Here is a 17606-nt window from a genome sequence, read left to right on the forward strand (position 1 = left end):
CATGTCACCGGCTTCGGACCACGGGGGTTGCCCCCGCGGTCCGCCCGCATGTCAGTGGCGTCCTGTTGTATGGACCCATGGAGCACACGAGCAACGCGGATCTCCGCACGGCCGCCGACGCGGTTCTCGCCCGTCTCGTCGGGGACGCCTCGGGCGAGGCCCGGCTGCGCGAGGACCAGTGGCGGGCGATCGAGGCACTGGTCGCCGACAAGCGCCGGGCCCTGGTCGTGCAGCGCACGGGCTGGGGCAAGTCCGCGGTCTACTTCGTGGCCACCTCGCTGCTGCGGGCCCGGGGCAGCGGTCCCACCGTGATCGTCTCCCCGCTGCTCGCGCTCATGCGGAACCAGGTGGAGGCCGCGGCCAGAGCCGGGATCCGCGCCCGGACCATCAACTCCTCCAACAGCGAGGAATGGGACTCCGTCCAGGCGGAGATCGCCGCGGGCGACGTCGATGTGCTGCTGGTGAGTCCCGAGCGGCTGAACAATCCGGACTTCCGCGACCAGGTGCTGCCCAGGCTCTCCGCCGCGACCGGGCTCCTGGTGGTCGACGAGGCGCACTGCATCTCCGACTGGGGGCACGACTTTCGCCCGGACTACCGCCGGCTGCGCACCATGCTCACCGACCTCCCGGACGGCGTGCCCGTCCTCGCCACCACCGCCACGGCCAACGCCCGTGTCACCGCCGACGTCGCGGAACAGCTGGGCACGGGAGGCTCGTCGGACGCGCTGGTGCTGCGGGGCCCGCTGGACCGGGAGAGCCTGAGCCTGAGCGTGCTGCGCCTGCCGGACGCCGCGCACCGGATGGCCTGGCTCGCCGACCACCTGGACGAACTCCCGGGCTCCGGGATCGTCTACACCCTCACCGTGGCCGCCGCCGAGGAGGTCGCCGCCTTCCTGCGGCAGCGCGGGCACGCCGTCGCCTCGTACACCGGCAGGACGGAGAACGCCGACCGGCAGCAGGCCGAGGAGGACCTGCTCGCCAACAAGGTGAAGGCCCTGGTCGCCACCTCCGCGCTCGGCATGGGCTTCGACAAGCCCGACCTGGGCTTCGTGGTGCACCTCGGCTCACCGTCCTCCCCCATCTCCTACTACCAGCAGGTCGGCCGCGCCGGGCGCGGTGTCCGGCACGCCGAGGTGCTGCTGCTGCCGGGGAAGGAGGACGAGGCGATCTGGGAGTACTTCGCGTCGCTCGCCTTCCCCTCGGAGGACCTGGTGCGCCGTACGCTCGACGTCCTCGCGCGCTCCGACCGGCCCGTGTCGCTGCCGGCCCTGGAGCCGCTGGTGGAACTGCGCCGCTCCCGCCTGGAGACCATGCTCAAGGTGCTCGACGTGGACGGGGCGGTGCAGCGGGTCAAGGGCGGCTGGATCGCGACCGGGCGGCCGTGGACGTACGACGCCGAGCGGTACGCGTGGGTGGCGCGCCAGCGCAAGGCCGAGCAGCAGGCGATGCGCGAGTACGCGGCGAGCACGGAGTGCCGGATGGAGTTCCTGCAGCGCCAGTTGGACGACGAGGGCGCCAAGCCCTGCGGACGCTGCGACAACTGCGCGGGCGCGCGGTACACCCCCGAGGCCTCCTCGACCGCCCTGGAAGCGGCCCGCGTGGATCTCGGCCGGGCGGGCGTCGAGGTGGAGCCCCGGCGGATGTGGCCCACCGGGCTTCCGTCGATCGGCATGGACCTCAAGGGGCGCATCCCGGCGGGGGAACAGGCCGCTCAGGGCATGGCGCTGGGGCGTCTGTCGGACATCGGCTGGGGCAACCGGCTGCGTCCGATGTTCGCGCCGCAGGCGCCGGACGGGCCGGTGCCGGACGATGTCGCCCGGGCCGTGGTGGGTGTGCTGGCCGACTGGGCCAAGGGACCCGGCGGTTGGGCCCCGGGGGTGGCGGACCCCCAGCCCCGGCCGGTGGGGGTGGTCACCCTCGCCTCCCGCAGCCGGCCCCGGCTGATCCAGTCGCTCGGGGCGCGCATCGCGGAGATCGGACGGCTGCCGCTGCTGGGGTCGGTGGCCTACACGGGCGAGGCGCACGCCGTCACCCGGAGCAACAGCGCCCAGCGCCTCAAGGCCCTCGACGGGGCGCTGGCCGTGCCCGCCGACCTCGCCGCCGCGCTGGCCGGGGCACGGGGCCCGGTCCTCCTCGTGGACGACTACACGGAGACGGGCTGGACCCTCGCGGTCGCGGCACGCCTGCTCCGGCGGGCCGGTGCACAGGGCGTACTGCCGCTGGTGCTGGCCGTACAGGGCTGATGGTTCGACCCACCCAACGGGTGGGGATATTAGCCGTGGAACACCCGATACCGGACCGCCGCCTCAATTGCTCGTTGCCGCATCCAAGTTCGACAGGAAGAATTGAAGGACGCACCCGCACGGCTCGCCCGCCGATCAGGTAGGGCTCTGTTGCGTGCGCGTTCCCCCGAATCCGACCCCGCCCGCAGTCCGGGCGTAGCCGAAGGGAGGACCGTGACCTTCGGATTCGCTCCGTCCTCGGCGGCATCGCTGTCGACGTCCGCCGCTTCCGCCAACCGTGTGCTCGAACCCGCGGAGTGGGCCGCCGCGGGAATCCCGCTGCTGGGCAGCCCGCGGGAGGTCGTCAGCGGACTGCACGCCCGGCACCGTCCCGGTCCGGCGACCGCGGTCGTCGCCGTGCTCGATCCGGACGAACGTGTGCGGGCGAGCGCGTCGTTCACCCGGCGCACCACCTCCGCGGACGGCTGGTTGCTCCGCAATGTGCTGCTGGACCAGTTGCGCCGGGTGATCCCGCACGACCTGCGCCGTCGTACCCCGGTGCGCACCGCCGTGCTGCTCTACTGCCGCGACGGCGACGCGCGCTGGACGGAGGAGGACGGCGCGTGGATGTGGGGGCTGCGGGACGCCTGCACCCTGCACGGGCTGCGCTGCGGGGCCTACATCACGCTGACCCGCGACGGGTGGCAGGTCCTCGGCGAGGGGCGCGGCGGCCGCCACCCCAGCGCCGGCTCGGCACCGGAACCGTTCGCCACGTCCGCGGCACCGCCCCGGATACCGCGCACGGGTGGCGCCGCGTCGGAGATTCTGCGCCGCGCGGCGGCACGCTGACACCACGGAGACACCGCCCGGACACCCGGGCGTCACCCGGTGACGGGGGCAGACCGCACCACGGCGCGTCCGCACGACGCCGGACTCGGCCCGGTGCCGAAGCGGCGACGGCGCAAGAGCACCGGCCCCTCCGGTACCGGGCGCACCAGGTCCCCGATCGTGGTGCGGACGCGGCGACCGCGGCGTCCGGCCGGACGCCGCGGCAGCGGCTCAGACTCCCGCGCCCAGCAGCGAGTTGACGCGCTGCGGGTCGCCGCAGACGATCAGCAGGGCGCCGGCCCGGGCGTGTGCCACCGACAGGGCGGAGGCGGCCACGGATTCCGGGCCTCCGTTGACGGCGACCACGACGACGGGCCGCGCACCGGCGCGCTCGGCGACCTTGGCGTCCGTGTAGAAGACGTCGTCGCCGGCGTCGTGCTGGGCCCAGTAGGAGGCTTCGCCGAAGGACAGTTCGTGGGTGGCCCACGGGTGCGGGTCACCGGTGGTGATCACCAGCACGTCGCCGGGGGCGCGGCCCGAGTCCAGCAGCAGGTCCACGGCCTCTTCGGCGGCGTCGAGCGCCCCCTGGGCCGAGGACGGGATCAGCTGGAGCTGCGGGGTGGCCGCCGCGGGCGGGCCCGGAGGAACGGGCTTGGCCGCCTCGCGCGACGCGCGCTGCACCGGCGGCGCGGGCCGCGGCGGGCCGGGACGGCCGGGACGTGACGGAGCCGCGGGGCGGGGACCGGGTACGGGGCGAGGGGTCGGCGCGATGCGGGGACCCTGGGCACTCTCGTGAATCTGAGGCTCCTCGGGAATGAGAGGCATGAGCTGATTTTTATCAAACGTTCGTACGGCTCGCGCCGCCGGGTGGCACATGAGTGCGAGCGGTCCGTCAGAAGTCGAAGCCGAGCTGACCCTCGATTTCCGGAACGCGCCCTTCTGTCCAGCTGCGGACCTTCTTGAGGTGCCGCCACTGGGGCAGCGCATCAAGATACGCCCACGACAACCGGTGGTACGGAGTGGGTCCCCGAACCTCCAGTGCGGCCTTGTGCACGGGCGACGGATACCCGGCGTTGTCCGCAAAACCGAAGTCTGCATGGTCGACGCCCAGTTCGGCCATCATTTTGTCGCGCTGAACCTTGGCGATCACCGAGGCCGCCGCGACGGCCACGCACGACCGGTCGCCCTTGATGACCGTACGGACCTTCCAGGGCGTGCCGAGATAGTCGTGCTTGCCGTCGAGGATCACCGCGTCCGGCCGGACCGGCAGCTCCCCCAGCGCACGCTCCGCCGCCAGCCGCAGCGCGGCCGTCATCCCCAAGGCGTCGATCTCCTCGGGGGAGGCGTGCCCCAGGGCGTACGAGGTCACCCAGCTCCGCAACGTCTCGGCGAGCTCGGTGCGCCGCCTGACGGTGAGGAGCTTGGAGTCGGTGAGGCCCTCCGGGGGCCGGCGCAGTCCGGTGACCGCCGCGCAGACGGTGACAGGGCCGGCCCACGCGCCGCGCCCCACCTCGTCGACACCTGCAACGATCTTCGCCCCGGTCGTGGCGCGCAGAGAGCGCTCGACGGTGTGAGTAGGTGGTTCGTACGGCATGGCGCCCTTAGCGTACGCCGCCCGCGACGGCCCACGACACCCCGGTCCCCGAGCGGCGCCGGCGGCTCGCGGAAACCCCGGTCAGGAGCCGGCCGGCCGCAGCAGCGGAACCATCAACTGGTCGATCATCTCCTCCAGATCGGCGTCCGACCATTCACTGCCGCACATCTTCGAGCGATACATCATCATCGCCGGAATGGCGTCGAAGACATATCCGTTCGCCGCGTCGGCCCGCACCTCCCCCCGCTCGATTCCACGCTCGATCACGGCACGCAGCATCGTGATGGTGGGCTCCACGACTCCGTCGAGGATGACGGCGTGGAAGCGTTCGGCCTGGAGCGTGTCACATTCGTGAATGACCGAGCGCAGAGCGCACCCCGGCTGGGAGAACATCGCGTCGCGCGCCCGCAGGCACAGGTGCAGCAGGTCCTCGCGGACGCTGCCCAGATCCGGTGCCGTGTCGAGACGCGGCAGCCCGGCCCGCAACGCGTCCGCGACCAGATCCTCCTTGGAAGGCCAGCGCCGGTAGACGGCGGCCTTCCCGGTCTGGGCGCCCGCGGCGACGCCCTCCATGGTCAGGCCGTTCCAGCCGACCGTACTGAGCTGCTCCAGGGCGGCATCGAGGATCGCACGTTCCAGCACGGCACCGCGGCGGCGGGACGCGGCCGTCCGGTCCTGGGCGGCCACCCAGCTCGAAGAAACCATCTGACTCTCCAGCGAGCAGAGGAAGCGGACATTCAGGGATGAAGCGCATGCCGCGCGGCGACTGAGGGGGACACGCCGAGCGACAACGCGTTAAGGAACGCTTGCGTTCACTGTCGGGGACTCATACCGTTGGCGCAACAGTGAACGCGAGCGTTCACTGACGCACTCGTGGGGGACCCATAGTGACAACCTCTCCTTTGATCCAGAACCAGAAGCCAGGTGCGGCCCGTCGGGACGGCCGTCCCGGCATCGCGCTCACCGTCATCGCGGCCTGCCAGCTCATGGTGGTACTCGACTCGACGATTGTGAACATCGCGCTGCCGCACATCCAGAACGCTCTCGAGTTCAGCACCACCGACCTCACCTGGGTGATCAGCGCCTACACCCTGACCTTCGGCGGCCTGCTGCTCCTCGGTGGCCGGGCCGGCGACATCCTCGGCCGCCGCCGTGTCTTCATGACCGGCATCCTGCTGTTCACCCTCGCCTCGCTGCTCGGCGGATTCGCCCAGGAACCGTGGCAACTGCTGGCCGCGCGCGTCCTGCAGGGTGTGGGCGGCGCCATCGCCTCGCCCACCTCGCTGGCGCTCATCACCACCACGTTCCCGGAGGGACCCGAGCGCAATCGCGCCTTCGGCATCTTCGCCGCGGTCTCCGCGGGCGGCGGCGCCATCGGCCTGCTCGCGGGCGGCATGCTCACCGAGTGGCTCGACTGGCGGTGGGTGCTCTTCGTCAACGTGCCGATCGGTCTGCTGATAGCCGTCCTCACACCGATGTACATCAACGAGTCCGAGCGGCACACCGGCCGTTTCGACATCGCGGGCGCGGTGACCTCGACGGCCGGTATGGCCTCGCTCGTCTACGGCTTCATCCGCGCGGCCGAGGAAGGCTGGCGGGACGGTCTGACCATCGGCTCCTTCGTGGCCGCCGCGGTCCTGCTGGTCGCCTTCGCGCTGATCGAGTCCCGGGCCAAGGAGCCGATCACCCCGCTGCGGATGTTCGCCGACCGCAACCGCTCGGGCACGTATGTGATCATGCTCAGCCTGGCCGCGGCGATGTTCGGCATGTTCTTCTACATCGTCCTCTTCGTGCAGAACGTACTCGGCTACAGCCCGATCGAGGCCGGCCTCGCCTTCCTGCCGGTGACGGTCGTGATCGCACTCGGGGCCGGTCTGTCGCAGCGGTTCCTTCCCGTGTTCGGCCCCAAGCCGTTCATGCTCGTCGGGTCGGCGCTCGCCGCGATCGGACTGGCCTGGCAGACGCTGATCAGCTCCGACAGCTCGTACGTCAGCGGCATCCTCGGCCCCATGCTGGTCTTCGGCTTCGGCATGGGCCTGAACTTCGTGACGCTGACGCTCACCGCGGTCTCCGGGGTGGCCCAGCACGAGGCCGGCGCCGCGTCCGGACTGCTCAACGCGACCCAGCAGGTGGGCGGGTCGGTGGGACTGGCCCTCCTGACGACGGTGTTCGGCACGGCCAGCAAGGACGAGGCGGAGAAGCAGATCCCGGGCTTCCTCGCCGAAGGGACGCCGGAGCAGAAGGCGGAGTTCGCCCAGACGCACCAGCTGCCCGCTCCCTGGGGCCACGAGGTGCTCACCGAGGGCATCTCCACGGCCTTCGTCCCCGCTGCCGCGATGGCCGTACTCGCGCTGGCCACCGCATGGTTCGTCATCCGGGTCCGCAAGAGCGACCTGGAGGCACTGTCCGGCTCGGCCGGACCGGGCATGGGCTGAGAACGGGACAGCGCGGGGCCGGCCCGGCGACCCGCCGGCCGACGTCTTCGGACTCGGCCGGCGAACGCCGGGCCGGCCCGTACCCATCCGGGCGAGCGGGACCCCGGACAACGCTCCCATGACCACCACGGCCCCTCCCCCACACCACTCCCGCACGACGGACACATCTACACGTGTCAGGCCCCATGCCTCACACAGCGGACGTCCCGACAACGGACGATCCGTCACGGAGAGTTCCCGGCACGCACGGAGAGTTCTGAACTCCGCCCCCGGGCCGGGCGGCATCCGGTCCCGCCCTCAGACCTCGGTCCGCATCCAGTCCGGCAGGGGCTCGACCCGATCGGCCCACTCGGCGGGCGGCGCCCCCGCCTTCTCGGCGGCGACCACGCCGCCCACGATCGCACAGGTCGTGTCGACGTCCCCGCCCACCTGCGCGGTCGTCCAGAACGCCCGCTCGTAGTCGCCCAGCGCCCGGGCCGCCGACCAGAGCGCGAAGGGGACGGTGTCATGCGCCGTCGTACGCCGTCCGCAGCCGAGCACGGCGGCGACGGTGGCCGCGTCGGCGTAGTCGAGCATGTCGCGGGCCCGGCGCAGCCCCGCGCCGACCGCGCTCCTCGCGGGCACCAGCGCGACGACCCCGTCGAGGAGGGCTTCCGGGCCGGGCGGCCCGCCGGGCGCGGCGACCAGCGCGGCCGCCGCCGCGACGGCCATGGCGCCGACCACGGCCTCGCGGTGCTGATGCGTGGGGTAGGCGGAGATCTCGGCCTGGTGGGTGGCCTGTTCCGGGTCGCCCGCGTACCAGGCGCCCAGCGGGGCGATCCGCATCGCGGCGCCGTTGCCCCACGACCCCTGCCCGTCGAAGAGCGCGGCGGCGAGTTCCCGCCAGTCACCGCCCTCTCGGACCAGCCGCAGCAGCCGGTTGACCGCCGGACCGTAGCCCCGGTCGAAGTCGTGGTGCGTGGCGAAGGACCGGGCGAGGGCGTCCTGGTCGATCCGGTGGTGCGTGGCCAGGACGGAGACGACGGAGCACGCCATCTCCGTGTCGTCCGTCCACTGCCAGGGGCCCGGCGGCAGTTCCCGGCGCTTGAGCAGCGGGTAGTTCACCGGCACGAAGAACTGGGAGCCGAGCGCGTCCCCCACGGACACACCGCGCAGGCTGGCCAGGGCGCGGTCCAGGCGCCCGGCGGGAGAGGAATCAGCGGTCATCGCCCTGCCACTCTATCCGGTGCCCCTCTCTCTACCCGGTGATCCCGTAGGGTTCCGGGTCCCGCCAGCGTCGGAAGGGCCGGTCGAGGGTGTACTTGCCGTTCTCCCCCAGAACGAGCATCCGCATCTCGGCGTTCCCCGGGTTCGACAGCGACTCGAACTCCGCCACGGTCCAGTGGAACCACCGCATGCAGAACAGCCGCATGGCCAGACCGTGGGTGACGATCAGGACGTTCGGGGGGTGGTCGGGGTCCTCGAAGCTGCGGAACAGGCTCTCCAGGAAGCCGCCGACCCGGTCGTAGACGTCGGCTCCGGACTCCCCCTGGGCGAACCGGTAGAAGAAGTGCCCGTAGGCGTCCCGGTAGGCCTTCTGCAGCCGCACGTCCTCACGGTCCTGCCAGTTGCCCCAGTCCTGCTCGCGCAGCCTCGGCTCCTCGCGCACGCGTATCCGCTCCGGGTCGAGCCGGAAGGCGCTCAGCGTCTGGTGCGTGCGGCGGTAGGGAGAGACGTAGACGCTGACGCGCTCACGGCCGAAGAGCTCCCGCAGCCGCTCGCCCGTCTCCTCCGCCTGCAGTCTGCCCCGCTCGGTCAGGGACAGGGCGTGATCGGGTTCGCGCTCATAGACGGAGTCGTCGACGTTGCCCGTTGACTCGCCGTGCCGGACAAGGACGATGCGCCGTGGTCGTGCCATGCCGAAACCCTAGATCGGGTGACGGCCGGACGAGCACTCGTGCGGGCCCCGTACGGCGTAGGTCACACACATCCCGCACCCCACGTCACGCCCGCGCGCACCGTTCCGCGTCCGAACGTCACACCGTCCAGGCCGATTCCATCTCCACGATGTCCCCCGCGAGGGCCGCGACGTCGGCCTCCGTCTGCGCCCTCAGCGCGAGGCGCTCCACCCGCTCGGTGCGGTACTTGCCGTGCTCGGCGGCCGACCGCCACATCGACAGCACCAGGAACTCGTGCCCGGGCGCCTCTCCGAACAGTCCCCGGACCATGCCGGGCGAGCCGGCCATGGCCGGGTTCCAGACCTTCTCCTGCATCAGCACGAAGTGCTCCGACCGCTCCTCGTGCACGCGGCACAGCGCCACCCTGAGCAGGTCGGCGTCCGTGAAACGCGGTTCGAATCCGGTCTTCACGTCGAAGCGGTGGTCGAAGAGCCTGACCTGGGCGTCCTTGAAGGTGCCCGACTGGGCCGAGGCGAGCCGGTCGTGGGAGCGGGCCATGAACGAGTCGTAGAAGGCGCGGCTCTCCCAGAAGGAGAAGACGTGCGCCACGTCCGGCCGCCCCCGGCTCCATCCCCCGCCCTGCCCGCGAAACCCCGGCTCCCCCAGAAGCCCCGCCCATTTCCGCTGCCCCCGCTCGAACCCGCGGCGGTCCACCACGGTGCAGCGAATCCACTTGACCAGCACCGCGCCATCGTAAGGCCAGGGAGCACGGCACCGGTCACTCCCGGAGTGACTGCTTACCGGCGTCCGCCACCACGCGCGTGGCAGGATGGACAACCTGTCGGGAGGATCCGGCAGTTGGGGTGAGCGGGCAGGACTGTCACGGGGAAGGGGAAGACTGGTGAACGGGCTCAACAAGGGCATCCGCAAGGTCGAGATCGCGCTGAGGTGGGACCCGAGTCCGTCGGGGCGGCCCTCCACCGACCTGGATCTCGTCGCCGCGCCCTATCCGGCGGGTGAACCGCACGGCGCTCCCGCCTACGTGGTGCACTTCGACAGTCGCTCCCCCGACGGCACCATCACGCTCAACCGGGACAGCCAGGACGGTCAGGGCTTCGGCTACGACGAGGTCATGACGCTGGAACTGGACCGGCTCGACCAGCGGTACGCGCGCGTGGTGGTCGGCGTCGTCATACAGCAGCACCAGGGGCGGCGGACGTTCTCCGGGGTGGGCAACCCCGGTCTGCGCATCCGCGAGGGGTACACCGTGCTGGCCGAGGACGACTTCGGCGGTGTCCTCGGGGCCACGGCGGCGACGGTCGCGGAGTTCGTCCGGGACGGGTCGGGGCCCTGGGAGTTCCGCGCCGGCGTCCAGGGGTTCGAGGGCGACCCGGCGACCTTCACCCGTGCGATGGGGGCGTCGCGCCGGGCCTGATCCACGGGAACGGCTGAGGGCGGTGGCGCCGGAACACCGGCACCACCGCCCTCAGCCGTTACTTCGCACCCGGGCAGTGCCCGAACGCGTCAGCTGCAGCCGCTGGTCGAGCCGCAGCCCTCGCAGATGTAGCAGGAACCGGCCCGCTGCATCTTCGTACCGCAGGAGAAGCACAGCGGGGCGTCGGCCTGGATGCCCAGCTGCATCTCGACCAGCTCGGCGCTGGTGTGCGCCTGCTTCGGGGCCGGCTTGGCCACCTCGGCCTCGGCCTTCGGCGTGGCGACCGCCTTCAGCTCTTGGGCCCGCGGCGCCGACTGGGCCAGGCCCTCGACGTCGACCTCGTCGTCGGACGGCTCGTACGAACCGGTCTCCAGGTGGCGCTGACGCTCCTCGGCGGAGTGGATGCCGAGCGCGGAGCGGGTCTCGAAGGGCAGGAAGTCCAGCGCCAGGCGGCGGAAGATGTAGTCGACGATCGACTGCGCCATCCGCACGTCCGGGTCGTCCGTCATACCGGCCGGCTCGAAGCGCATGTTGGTGAACTTCGAGACGTACGTCTCCAGCGGCACGCCGTACTGGAGGCCCACCGAGACGGCGATGGAGAAGGCGTCCATCATGCCCGCGAGCGTCGAACCCTGCTTCGACATCTTCAGGAAGACCTCGCCGAGACCGTCGTCCGGGTAGGAGTTGGCGGTCATGTAGCCCTCGGCGCCGCCGACCGTGAAGGAGGTGGTGATGCCGGGGCGGCCCTTCGGGAGGCGCTTGCGGACCGGGCGGTACTCGACCACCTTCTCGACCGCGGCACGGATCGTCTCCTCGGCCTTCTCGGTGACCTCGGCCTTCTCCTTCTCCTTGGTCTTCGCGGAGAGCGGCTGGCCGACCTTGCAGTTGTCGCGGTAGATGGCGAGCGCCTTGACGCCGAGCTTCCAGGCCTCGAAGTAGATCTCCTCGACCTCCTCGACGGTCGCCGTCTCCGGCATGTTGACCGTCTTGGAGATGGCGCCGGAGATCCAGGGCTGGATGGCGGCCATCATGCGGACGTGGCCCATCGGGGAGATGGCGCGCTCGCCCATGGCGCAGTCGAACACCTCGTAGTGCTCCTGCTTGAGGCCGGGGGCGTCGATCACATTGCCGTGGTCGGCGATGTGGGCGACGATCGCCTCGATCTGCTCCTCCTGGTAGCCCAGGCGGCGCAGGGCCTGCGGGACGGTGCCGTTGACGATCTGCATCGAGCCGCCGCCGACCAGCTTCTTGAACTTCACCAGCGCCAGGTCCGGTTCGACACCGGTGGTGTCGCAGGACATCGCCAGACCGATGGTGCCGGTCGGGGCGAGCACGGACGCCTGGGCGTTGCGGAAGCCGTTCTTCTCGCCGAGGTGGACCACGTCCTGCCAGGCCTCGGTGGCGGCGGCCCACACCGGGCCGTCCAGGTCGTCCATGCGTACGGCCGTGCCGTTGGCGTCGGCGTGCTGCTTCATGACGCGCTTGTGGGCGTCGGCGTTGCGGGCGTAGCCGTCGTACGGGCCGACGATCGCGGCGAGTTCGGCGGAGCGCCGGTACGCCGTGCCCGTCATCAGGGAGGTGATGGCGCCGGCGAGGGCGCGGCCGCCGTCGGAGTCGTAGGCGTGGCCGGTCGCCATCAGCAGGGCGCCGAGGTTGGCGTAGCCGATGCCGAGCTGGCGGAAGGCGCGGGTGTTCTCGCCGATCTTCTGGGTCGGGAAGTCCGCGAAGCAGATCGAGATGTCCATCGCGGTGATGACCAGCTCGACGACCTTCTGGAAGCGCTCGGTCTCGAACGACTGGTTGCCCTGGCCGTCGTCCTTGAGGAACTTCATCAGGTTCAGCGAGGCCAGGTTGCAGGACGTGTTGTCCAGGTGCATGTACTCGCTGCACGGGTTCGACGCGGTGATCCGGCCGGACTCGGGGCAGGTGTGCCAGTTGTTGATGACACCGTCGTACTGGATGCCCGGGTCGGCACAGGCCCACGCGGCCTCGGCGAGCTTGCGGAAGAGCGCCTTGGCGTCGACCTCCTCGATGACCTCGCCGGTCATCCGGGCACGCAGGCCGAACTTGCCGCCCTGCTCGACCGCCTGCATGAACTCGTCGTTGACGCGGACCGAGTTGTTGGCGTTCTGGTACTGGACGGACGTGATGTCGTCGCCGCCCAGGTCCATGTCGAAGCCCGCGTCGCGCAGGACGCGGATCTTCTCCTCTTCCTTGACCTTGGTCTCGATGAAGTCCTCGATGTCCGGGTGGTCCACGTCGAGGACGACCATCTTGGCCGCGCGGCGGGTGGCGCCACCGGACTTGATCGTTCCGGCGGAGGCGTCGGCTCCGCGCATGAAGGAGACCGGGCCGGAGGCGTTGCCGCCGGAGGACAGCAGCTCCTTGGAGGAGCGGATGCGGGAGAGGTTCAGGCCGGCGCCGGAACCGCCCTTGAAGATCATGCCCTCTTCCTTGTACCAGTCGAGGATCGACTCCATGGAGTCGTCGACGGACAGGATGAAGCAGGCGGAGACCTGCTGCGGCTGGGGCGTGCCCACGTTGAACCACACGGGGCTGTTGAAGCTGAAGATCTGGTGCAGGAGGGCGTACGCCAGCTCGTGCTCGAAGATCTCGGCGTCGGCGGGCGAGGCGAAGTACTTGTACTCCTCACCGGCCTTCCGGTACGTCTTCACGATGCGGTCGATCAGCTGCTTGAGGCCGGTCTCGCGCTGCGGGGTGCCCACGGCGCCCCGGAAGTACTTGCTGGTGACGATGTTGACCGCGTTCACCGACCAGAAGTCGGGGAACTCGACGCCGCGCTGCTCGAAGTTGACCGAGCCGTCGCGCCAGTTGGTCATGACGACGTCACGGCGCTCCCAGGCCACCTCGTCGTACGGGTGGACTCCGGGAGTGGTGTGGATGCGCTCGACACGCAGTCCCTTGCCGGCCTTGTTGCTCTTGGCTCGGGGACTCCGCGCCGGACCGCTCGCCGTCTCTGTCATGCCGCCTCCCTGTACGGGCGAAAACGCCCTGAAGTGCCCCGAATGTTCCCGTGGCACGGTGTTCTGTCTGGTGCTGCGGGCACCCACTCATCTGCCCGCAACAGGTCTTCTCATCGCCGCCGCCCGGCCGGTCCCCGCATCGGCGTGCCGGGCCGGCCCGCCGGTCAGTCGGCGGCGGAAGCGGGTTCGGGGACCTGGACGGCCCCGCCGGACCCGCTGTCGTCCTCCCGGCCCCCCGGGCCGGCACCCTCGCCGTCCCCGCCGCCGTCGCCCGCGGCGGGCCGCTCCGCCCGCCTGAGTTCCGCGATCGCGGCCTCGAAGTCCTCCAGCGAGCCGAACGCCCGGTAGACGGACGCGAACCGCAGATAGGCGACGAGGTCGAGTTCCTGCAACGGGCCGAGAATGGCCAGCCCCACGTCGTGGGTGGTCAGCTCGGCGCTCCCGGTGGCCCGCACCGCCTCCTCGACACGCTGCCCGAGCTGGGCGAGGGCGTCCTCGGTGACGGGCCGCCCCTGGCACGCCTTGCGCACGCCGTTGATGACCTTGGTGCGGCTGAAGGGCTCGGTGACTCCGGACCGCTTGACCACCATGAGCGAACACGTCTCCACGGTCGTGAAACGACGGGAGCAGTCCGGACACTGGCGGCGCCTGCGGATCGACGTGCCGTCGTCGGTCGTACGGCTGTCGACGACACGGCTGTCGGGGTGCCTGCAGAAGGGGCAGTGCATGAACTCCCAACCCTCCTCACAGCAGACTCAATGGCCTCACGAGATCTCTTGGGCCTCACGAAGCAGCACCAGCATAGGCGATCGCGGAAGGCCCGAAGACCGGGGGGACCACAACTTCTGGGCTGCTGCCGCAATCCAACCACTAGATGTGGGGATTGGCTCATACATCCATGACTGCACGCGTGTCGCACGCGTCAGGGCGGGCAGGGTACGCCGGACACCGCGGGACGGGGGAGGCCGCGCCGGAGACGGGGAGGGGATGTGCGACTCCCGGGGAGAGCGGGGGCCGCTCCACACCCCTGGAGGCACCCGATGGCAGACTGAGGTCCGCGGCCGCGAGGTCATCACCCCGGCGGTGAACAATACAACAATTGGCCCGTTTGTCCGGCAGGAAACGTGGCGACCAATACACCTCGGCGAGAGATTGCGTACGGCGATTCGCGTTTTTTCACTCGAACGTGTGTTTGGCGCAACCTTTCGAAAGCAACTACCGTTGTGCTGCAGGGAGACCATCGAGAGGGGCCGACGTGACCACCACCGCAGACAGTGCCGCCATCACTGCCCAGGACCGCCCCCAGGGCCGGATCGAGCCGGTGCACGCGATGAACGAAGCCACGAATCCCGAGGGGCACAAGCGCTCCCTGCCGGGCCGACCTCCCGGCATCCGGGCGGACAGCTCCGGACTCACCGACCGCCAGCGCCGGGTGATCGAGGTCATCAGGGACTCCGTGCAGCGCCGCGGCTACCCGCCGTCGATGCGCGAGATCGGCCAGGCGGTCGGCCTCTCCAGCACGTCCTCCGTGGCCCACCAGCTGATGGCCCTGGAGCGCAAGGGCTTCCTGCGCCGCGACCCGCACCGCCCGCGCGCCTACGAGGTGCGCGGCTCCGACCAGGCCGCCTCCGTGCAGCCCACGGACACCGCGGGCAAGCCGGCCGCGTCCTACGTGCCGCTGGTCGGCCGTATCGCCGCCGGTGGGCCGATCCTCGCCGAGGAGTCCGTCGAGGACGTCTTCCCGCTGCCCCGGCAGCTCGTCGGTGACGGTGAGCTGTTCGTGCTGAAGGTCGTGGGTGACTCCATGATCGAGGCGGCGATCTGTGACGGCGACTGGGTCACGGTCCGCCGCCAGCCGGTCGCCGAGAACGGGGACATCGTGGCGGCCATGCTCGACGGCGAGGCGACCGTCAAGCGCTTCAAGCGCGAGGACGGCCATGTCTGGCTGCTCCCGCACAACGCGGCCTACGAGCCGATCCCGGGCGACGACGCGACCATTCTGGGCAAGGTGGTGGCCGTTCTGCGACGCGTCTGAGCACGGCGCGGGCCGGCCCTGACGCCGCCCCGCCCCCTGACCGGGCCCCGGGACCTCTGCGCCGGTTCCGGGGTCCTGCGCTGTCCGGACGGACGGACCGACCCGACCGCAGTTTCCGCTTCGGTGAGTGGCGTGCCGCAACACGCCACTTCCCTCACTGCGCCGCCGACCCGGCCTCCGCCTCCTGCGCCGCCGCGTCGATGGCGGCCAGCGACTTCCTGACCTGGTTGCGGTCCGTGGTGTACCAGAAGTCGGGCAGTGAGGCCTTCAGATAGCTGCCGTACCGGGCAGTGGCCAGCCGCTGGTCCAGTACGGCCACCACGCCCCGGTCGCCCGAGGCGCGTACCAGACGGCCGGCGCCCTGCGCCATCAGCAGCGCCGCGTGGGTGGCGGCGACCGCCATGAAGCCGTTGCCGCCGGCTTCCTCCACGGCCTTCTGGCGGGCGCTCATCAAGGGGTCGTCCGGGCGCGGGAAGGGAATCTTGTCCATGACCACCAGCTGGCAGCTCGGACCCGGTACGTCGACCCCCTGCCACAGCGACAGCGTGCCGAAAAGGCAGGTCTTCGGGTCGGCCGCGAAGTTCTTGATCAGCTCGCCGAGCGTCTCCTCGCCCTGGAGCAGGATCGGGAACTCCGGGATGCGGGAGCGCAGCTCCTCGGCGGCGAGCTGGGCGGCCCGCATCGAGGAGAACAGCCCCAGGGTGCGGCCGCCCGCCGCCTGGATCAGCTCGGTGAGCTCGTCCAGCATGTCCCCGCGATCACCGTCACGGGCCGGGCGCGCCAGATGCTTGGCGACGTAGAGGATGCCCTGCCTGGGGTAGTCGAACGGCGAACCGACGTCGACGCCCTTCCACTGGGGGAGGTCATCGCCCTCGGCGCCCTCGGGACCGAGCCCCAGTGAGGCTCCCACACCGTTGAAGTCGCCGCCCAGCTTCAGCGTCGCCGAGGTCAGGATCACGGAACGGTCGGTGAAGAGCTTCTCCCGCAGCAGGCCCGAGACGGACATCGGGGCGACGCGCAGGGAGGCCCCGCTCCATCGATGAGCGGCTCCGCCGCGGGGCTCGTGGCGCTCGTACCAGACGACGTCCCACTCGGAGCCGTTCGTGATCCGCTCCGCCACGTCGTGGACGCTCTCCACGGAGGCCAGCGCCTGTTTGCGGACCGCGTCCTCGTCCTGGACGGACTTGTCGCGGGTGTTGCCGAGGGCGGAGATGACCGTGCGGCAGGCGTCGCGCAGCGCCATGAGCGCGTAGCCGAGATCCTCCGGGATCTCCTCCAGCCGGCCCGGAAGGGCCAGCTCCATCAGCCGTTCGAACCCTTCGGAGGCGGTCTGGAGCTGGTCGGCGGCCTTCTCGTCGACGAGCTTCGCGGCGCGCCGCACCGCGCGGTTGACCTGCCCGGGGGTGAGCTCCCCGGTGGCGACCCCGGTGACCCGGGAGACCAGCTCGTGGGCCTCGTCGACGATCAGCACCTCGTGCTGCGGAAGCACCGGCGCCCCCTCGATGGCGTCGATCGCGAGCAGGGCGTGGTTGGTGACGACCACCTCGGCCAGCTTGGCGCGCTCGCGGGCCGCCTCGGCGAAGCACTCGGCGCCGTAGGCGCACTTCGTGGCGCCCAGGCACTCCCGCGACGACACCGACACCTGGGACCAGGCCCGGTCGGACACCCCCGGCGTGAGGTCGTCCCGGTCGCCGGTCTCCGTCTCGTCGGACCAGTCGCGCAGGCGCAGCAGGTCCTGGCCCAGTCTGCTGGTGGGCGCGGCCGCCTCGAACTGGTCGAAGAGGCCCTCTTCCTCGTCCTGCGGCACGCCCTCGTGCAGCCGGTGCAGGCACAGGTAGTTGGAGCGGCCCTTGAGCATCGCGAACTCCGGGCGGCGGCGCAGCAGCGGGTGCAGTGACTCCACCGTGCGCGGCAGGTCCCGCTCCACCAGCTGGCGCTGCAGGGCCAGGGTGGCCGTCGCCACCACCACCCGCTCCCCCTGCGCGAGCGCGGGCACCAGGTAGCCCAGCGACTTTCCGGTGCCGGTGCCGGCCTGGACCAGCAGATGGGCTCCGTCGTCGATCGCCTCGGCGACGGCTTCGGCCATGGCCACCTGGCCGGGGCGCTCCGTGCCGCCGACGGCGGTGACGGCGGCGTGCAGGAGTTCGTGGAGTGAGGGCTTCGTCATAGCGCGACCACCCTACGGCCCGTCGCTGA

General features: G+C 71.0%; 14 protein-coding genes. 5 read left to right on the plus strand and 9 right to left on the minus strand.

All coding sequences use genetic code 11. The annotated features are described in order from the left end of the window. Positions 1–77 precede the first annotated feature (77 nt). A complete protein-coding gene (locus ACFY3N_RS23880) occupies positions 78–2243 on the plus strand; it encodes a RecQ family ATP-dependent DNA helicase (RefSeq protein ID WP_390818730.1) in 2166 nt (721 codons plus the stop codon). A gap of 213 nt (positions 2244–2456) precedes the next feature. Then, the gene (locus ACFY3N_RS23885) at positions 2457–3071 is read left to right on the plus strand and encodes a hypothetical protein (RefSeq protein WP_390818731.1); all 615 of its coding nucleotides are present in this window, start codon (positions 2457–2459) and stop codon (positions 3069–3071) included. A gap of 210 nt (positions 3072–3281) precedes the next feature. Here ACFY3N_RS23885 and ACFY3N_RS23890 read toward each other — a convergent pair whose 3' ends face one another. The 3 genes from ACFY3N_RS23890 to ACFY3N_RS23900 all read right to left on the minus strand — a co-directional run bounded on the left by ACFY3N_RS23890 (position 3282) and on the right by ACFY3N_RS23900 (position 5349). Beyond that, positions 3282–3875, minus strand: a complete 594-nt coding sequence (locus ACFY3N_RS23890; RefSeq protein WP_390818732.1) for a hypothetical protein — start codon at positions 3873–3875, stop codon at positions 3282–3284. Between the two features lie 67 nt (positions 3876–3942). Then, positions 3943–4644, minus strand: a complete 702-nt coding sequence (locus tag ACFY3N_RS23895) for a ribonuclease HII (RefSeq protein WP_390818733.1) — start codon at positions 4642–4644, stop codon at positions 3943–3945. An 81-nt stretch (positions 4645–4725) separates the two neighbouring features. After that, positions 4726–5349, minus strand: coding sequence for a TetR/AcrR family transcriptional regulator (locus tag ACFY3N_RS23900; protein ID WP_390818734.1), 624 nt, complete (start codon positions 5347–5349; stop codon positions 4726–4728). A gap of 182 nt (positions 5350–5531) precedes the next feature. Here ACFY3N_RS23900 and ACFY3N_RS23905 point away from each other — a divergent pair, with 182 nt between their 5' ends. Continuing rightward, positions 5532–7079, plus strand: a complete 1548-nt coding sequence (locus tag ACFY3N_RS23905; RefSeq protein ID WP_390818735.1) for an MFS transporter — start codon at positions 5532–5534, stop codon at positions 7077–7079. Between the two features lie 297 nt (positions 7080–7376). On the opposite strand, the gene ACFY3N_RS23910 is transcribed toward ACFY3N_RS23905, so the two are convergent. From ACFY3N_RS23910 to ACFY3N_RS23920, 3 genes are all read right to left on the minus strand, one after another. Further along, on the minus strand, positions 7377–8285 hold the full coding sequence (locus tag ACFY3N_RS23910) for an ADP-ribosylglycohydrolase family protein (RefSeq protein WP_390818736.1): 909 nt from the start codon (positions 8283–8285) through the stop codon (positions 7377–7379). Positions 8286–8316: 31 nt separating this feature from the next. Next, on the minus strand, positions 8317–8976 hold the full coding sequence (locus ACFY3N_RS23915; RefSeq protein WP_390818737.1) for a histidine phosphatase family protein: 660 nt from the start codon (positions 8974–8976) through the stop codon (positions 8317–8319). Between the two features lie 118 nt (positions 8977–9094). Further along, positions 9095–9700 carry a YdbC family protein gene (locus tag ACFY3N_RS23920; RefSeq protein WP_390818738.1) on the minus strand — a complete coding sequence of 202 codons (606 nt, stop codon included), beginning with the start codon at positions 9698–9700 and terminating at the stop codon, positions 9095–9097. Positions 9701–9857: 157 nt separating this feature from the next. On the opposite strand from ACFY3N_RS23920, the gene ACFY3N_RS23925 reads away from it, so the two are divergent. Further along, positions 9858–10391: a TerD family protein gene (locus tag ACFY3N_RS23925; protein WP_390818739.1), complete on the plus strand. Its 534-nt coding sequence runs from the start codon at positions 9858–9860 to the stop codon at positions 10389–10391. Between the two features lie 89 nt (positions 10392–10480). Here ACFY3N_RS23925 and ACFY3N_RS23930 read toward each other — a convergent pair whose 3' ends face one another. Both ACFY3N_RS23930 and nrdR read right to left on the minus strand, forming a co-directional pair. Then, on the minus strand, positions 10481–13375 hold the full coding sequence (locus ACFY3N_RS23930) for a vitamin B12-dependent ribonucleotide reductase (protein WP_390818740.1): 2895 nt from the start codon (positions 13373–13375) through the stop codon (positions 10481–10483). A gap of 164 nt (positions 13376–13539) precedes the next feature. Then, positions 13540–14103, minus strand: a complete 564-nt coding sequence (nrdR, locus tag ACFY3N_RS23935) for a transcriptional regulator NrdR (protein ID WP_390818741.1) — start codon at positions 14101–14103, stop codon at positions 13540–13542. A 527-nt stretch (positions 14104–14630) separates the two neighbouring features. Here nrdR and lexA point away from each other — a divergent pair. Continuing rightward, a complete protein-coding gene (lexA, locus tag ACFY3N_RS23940; RefSeq protein ID WP_030227721.1) occupies positions 14631–15410 on the plus strand; it encodes a transcriptional repressor LexA in 780 nt (259 codons plus the stop codon). Between the two features lie 154 nt (positions 15411–15564). Here the strand turns inward: lexA and ACFY3N_RS23945 are convergent, their stop codons facing one another. Further along, positions 15565–17577, minus strand: a complete 2013-nt coding sequence (locus tag ACFY3N_RS23945) for an ATP-dependent DNA helicase (protein ID WP_390818742.1) — start codon at positions 17575–17577, stop codon at positions 15565–15567. Positions 17578–17606: the final 29 nt, after the last annotated feature.

Origin of the sequence: Streptomyces sp. NPDC000348, assembly GCF_042898795.1 — a bacterium.
In the GTDB taxonomy this organism is placed as follows: Bacteria; Actinomycetota; Actinomycetes; order Streptomycetales; family Streptomycetaceae; genus Streptomyces.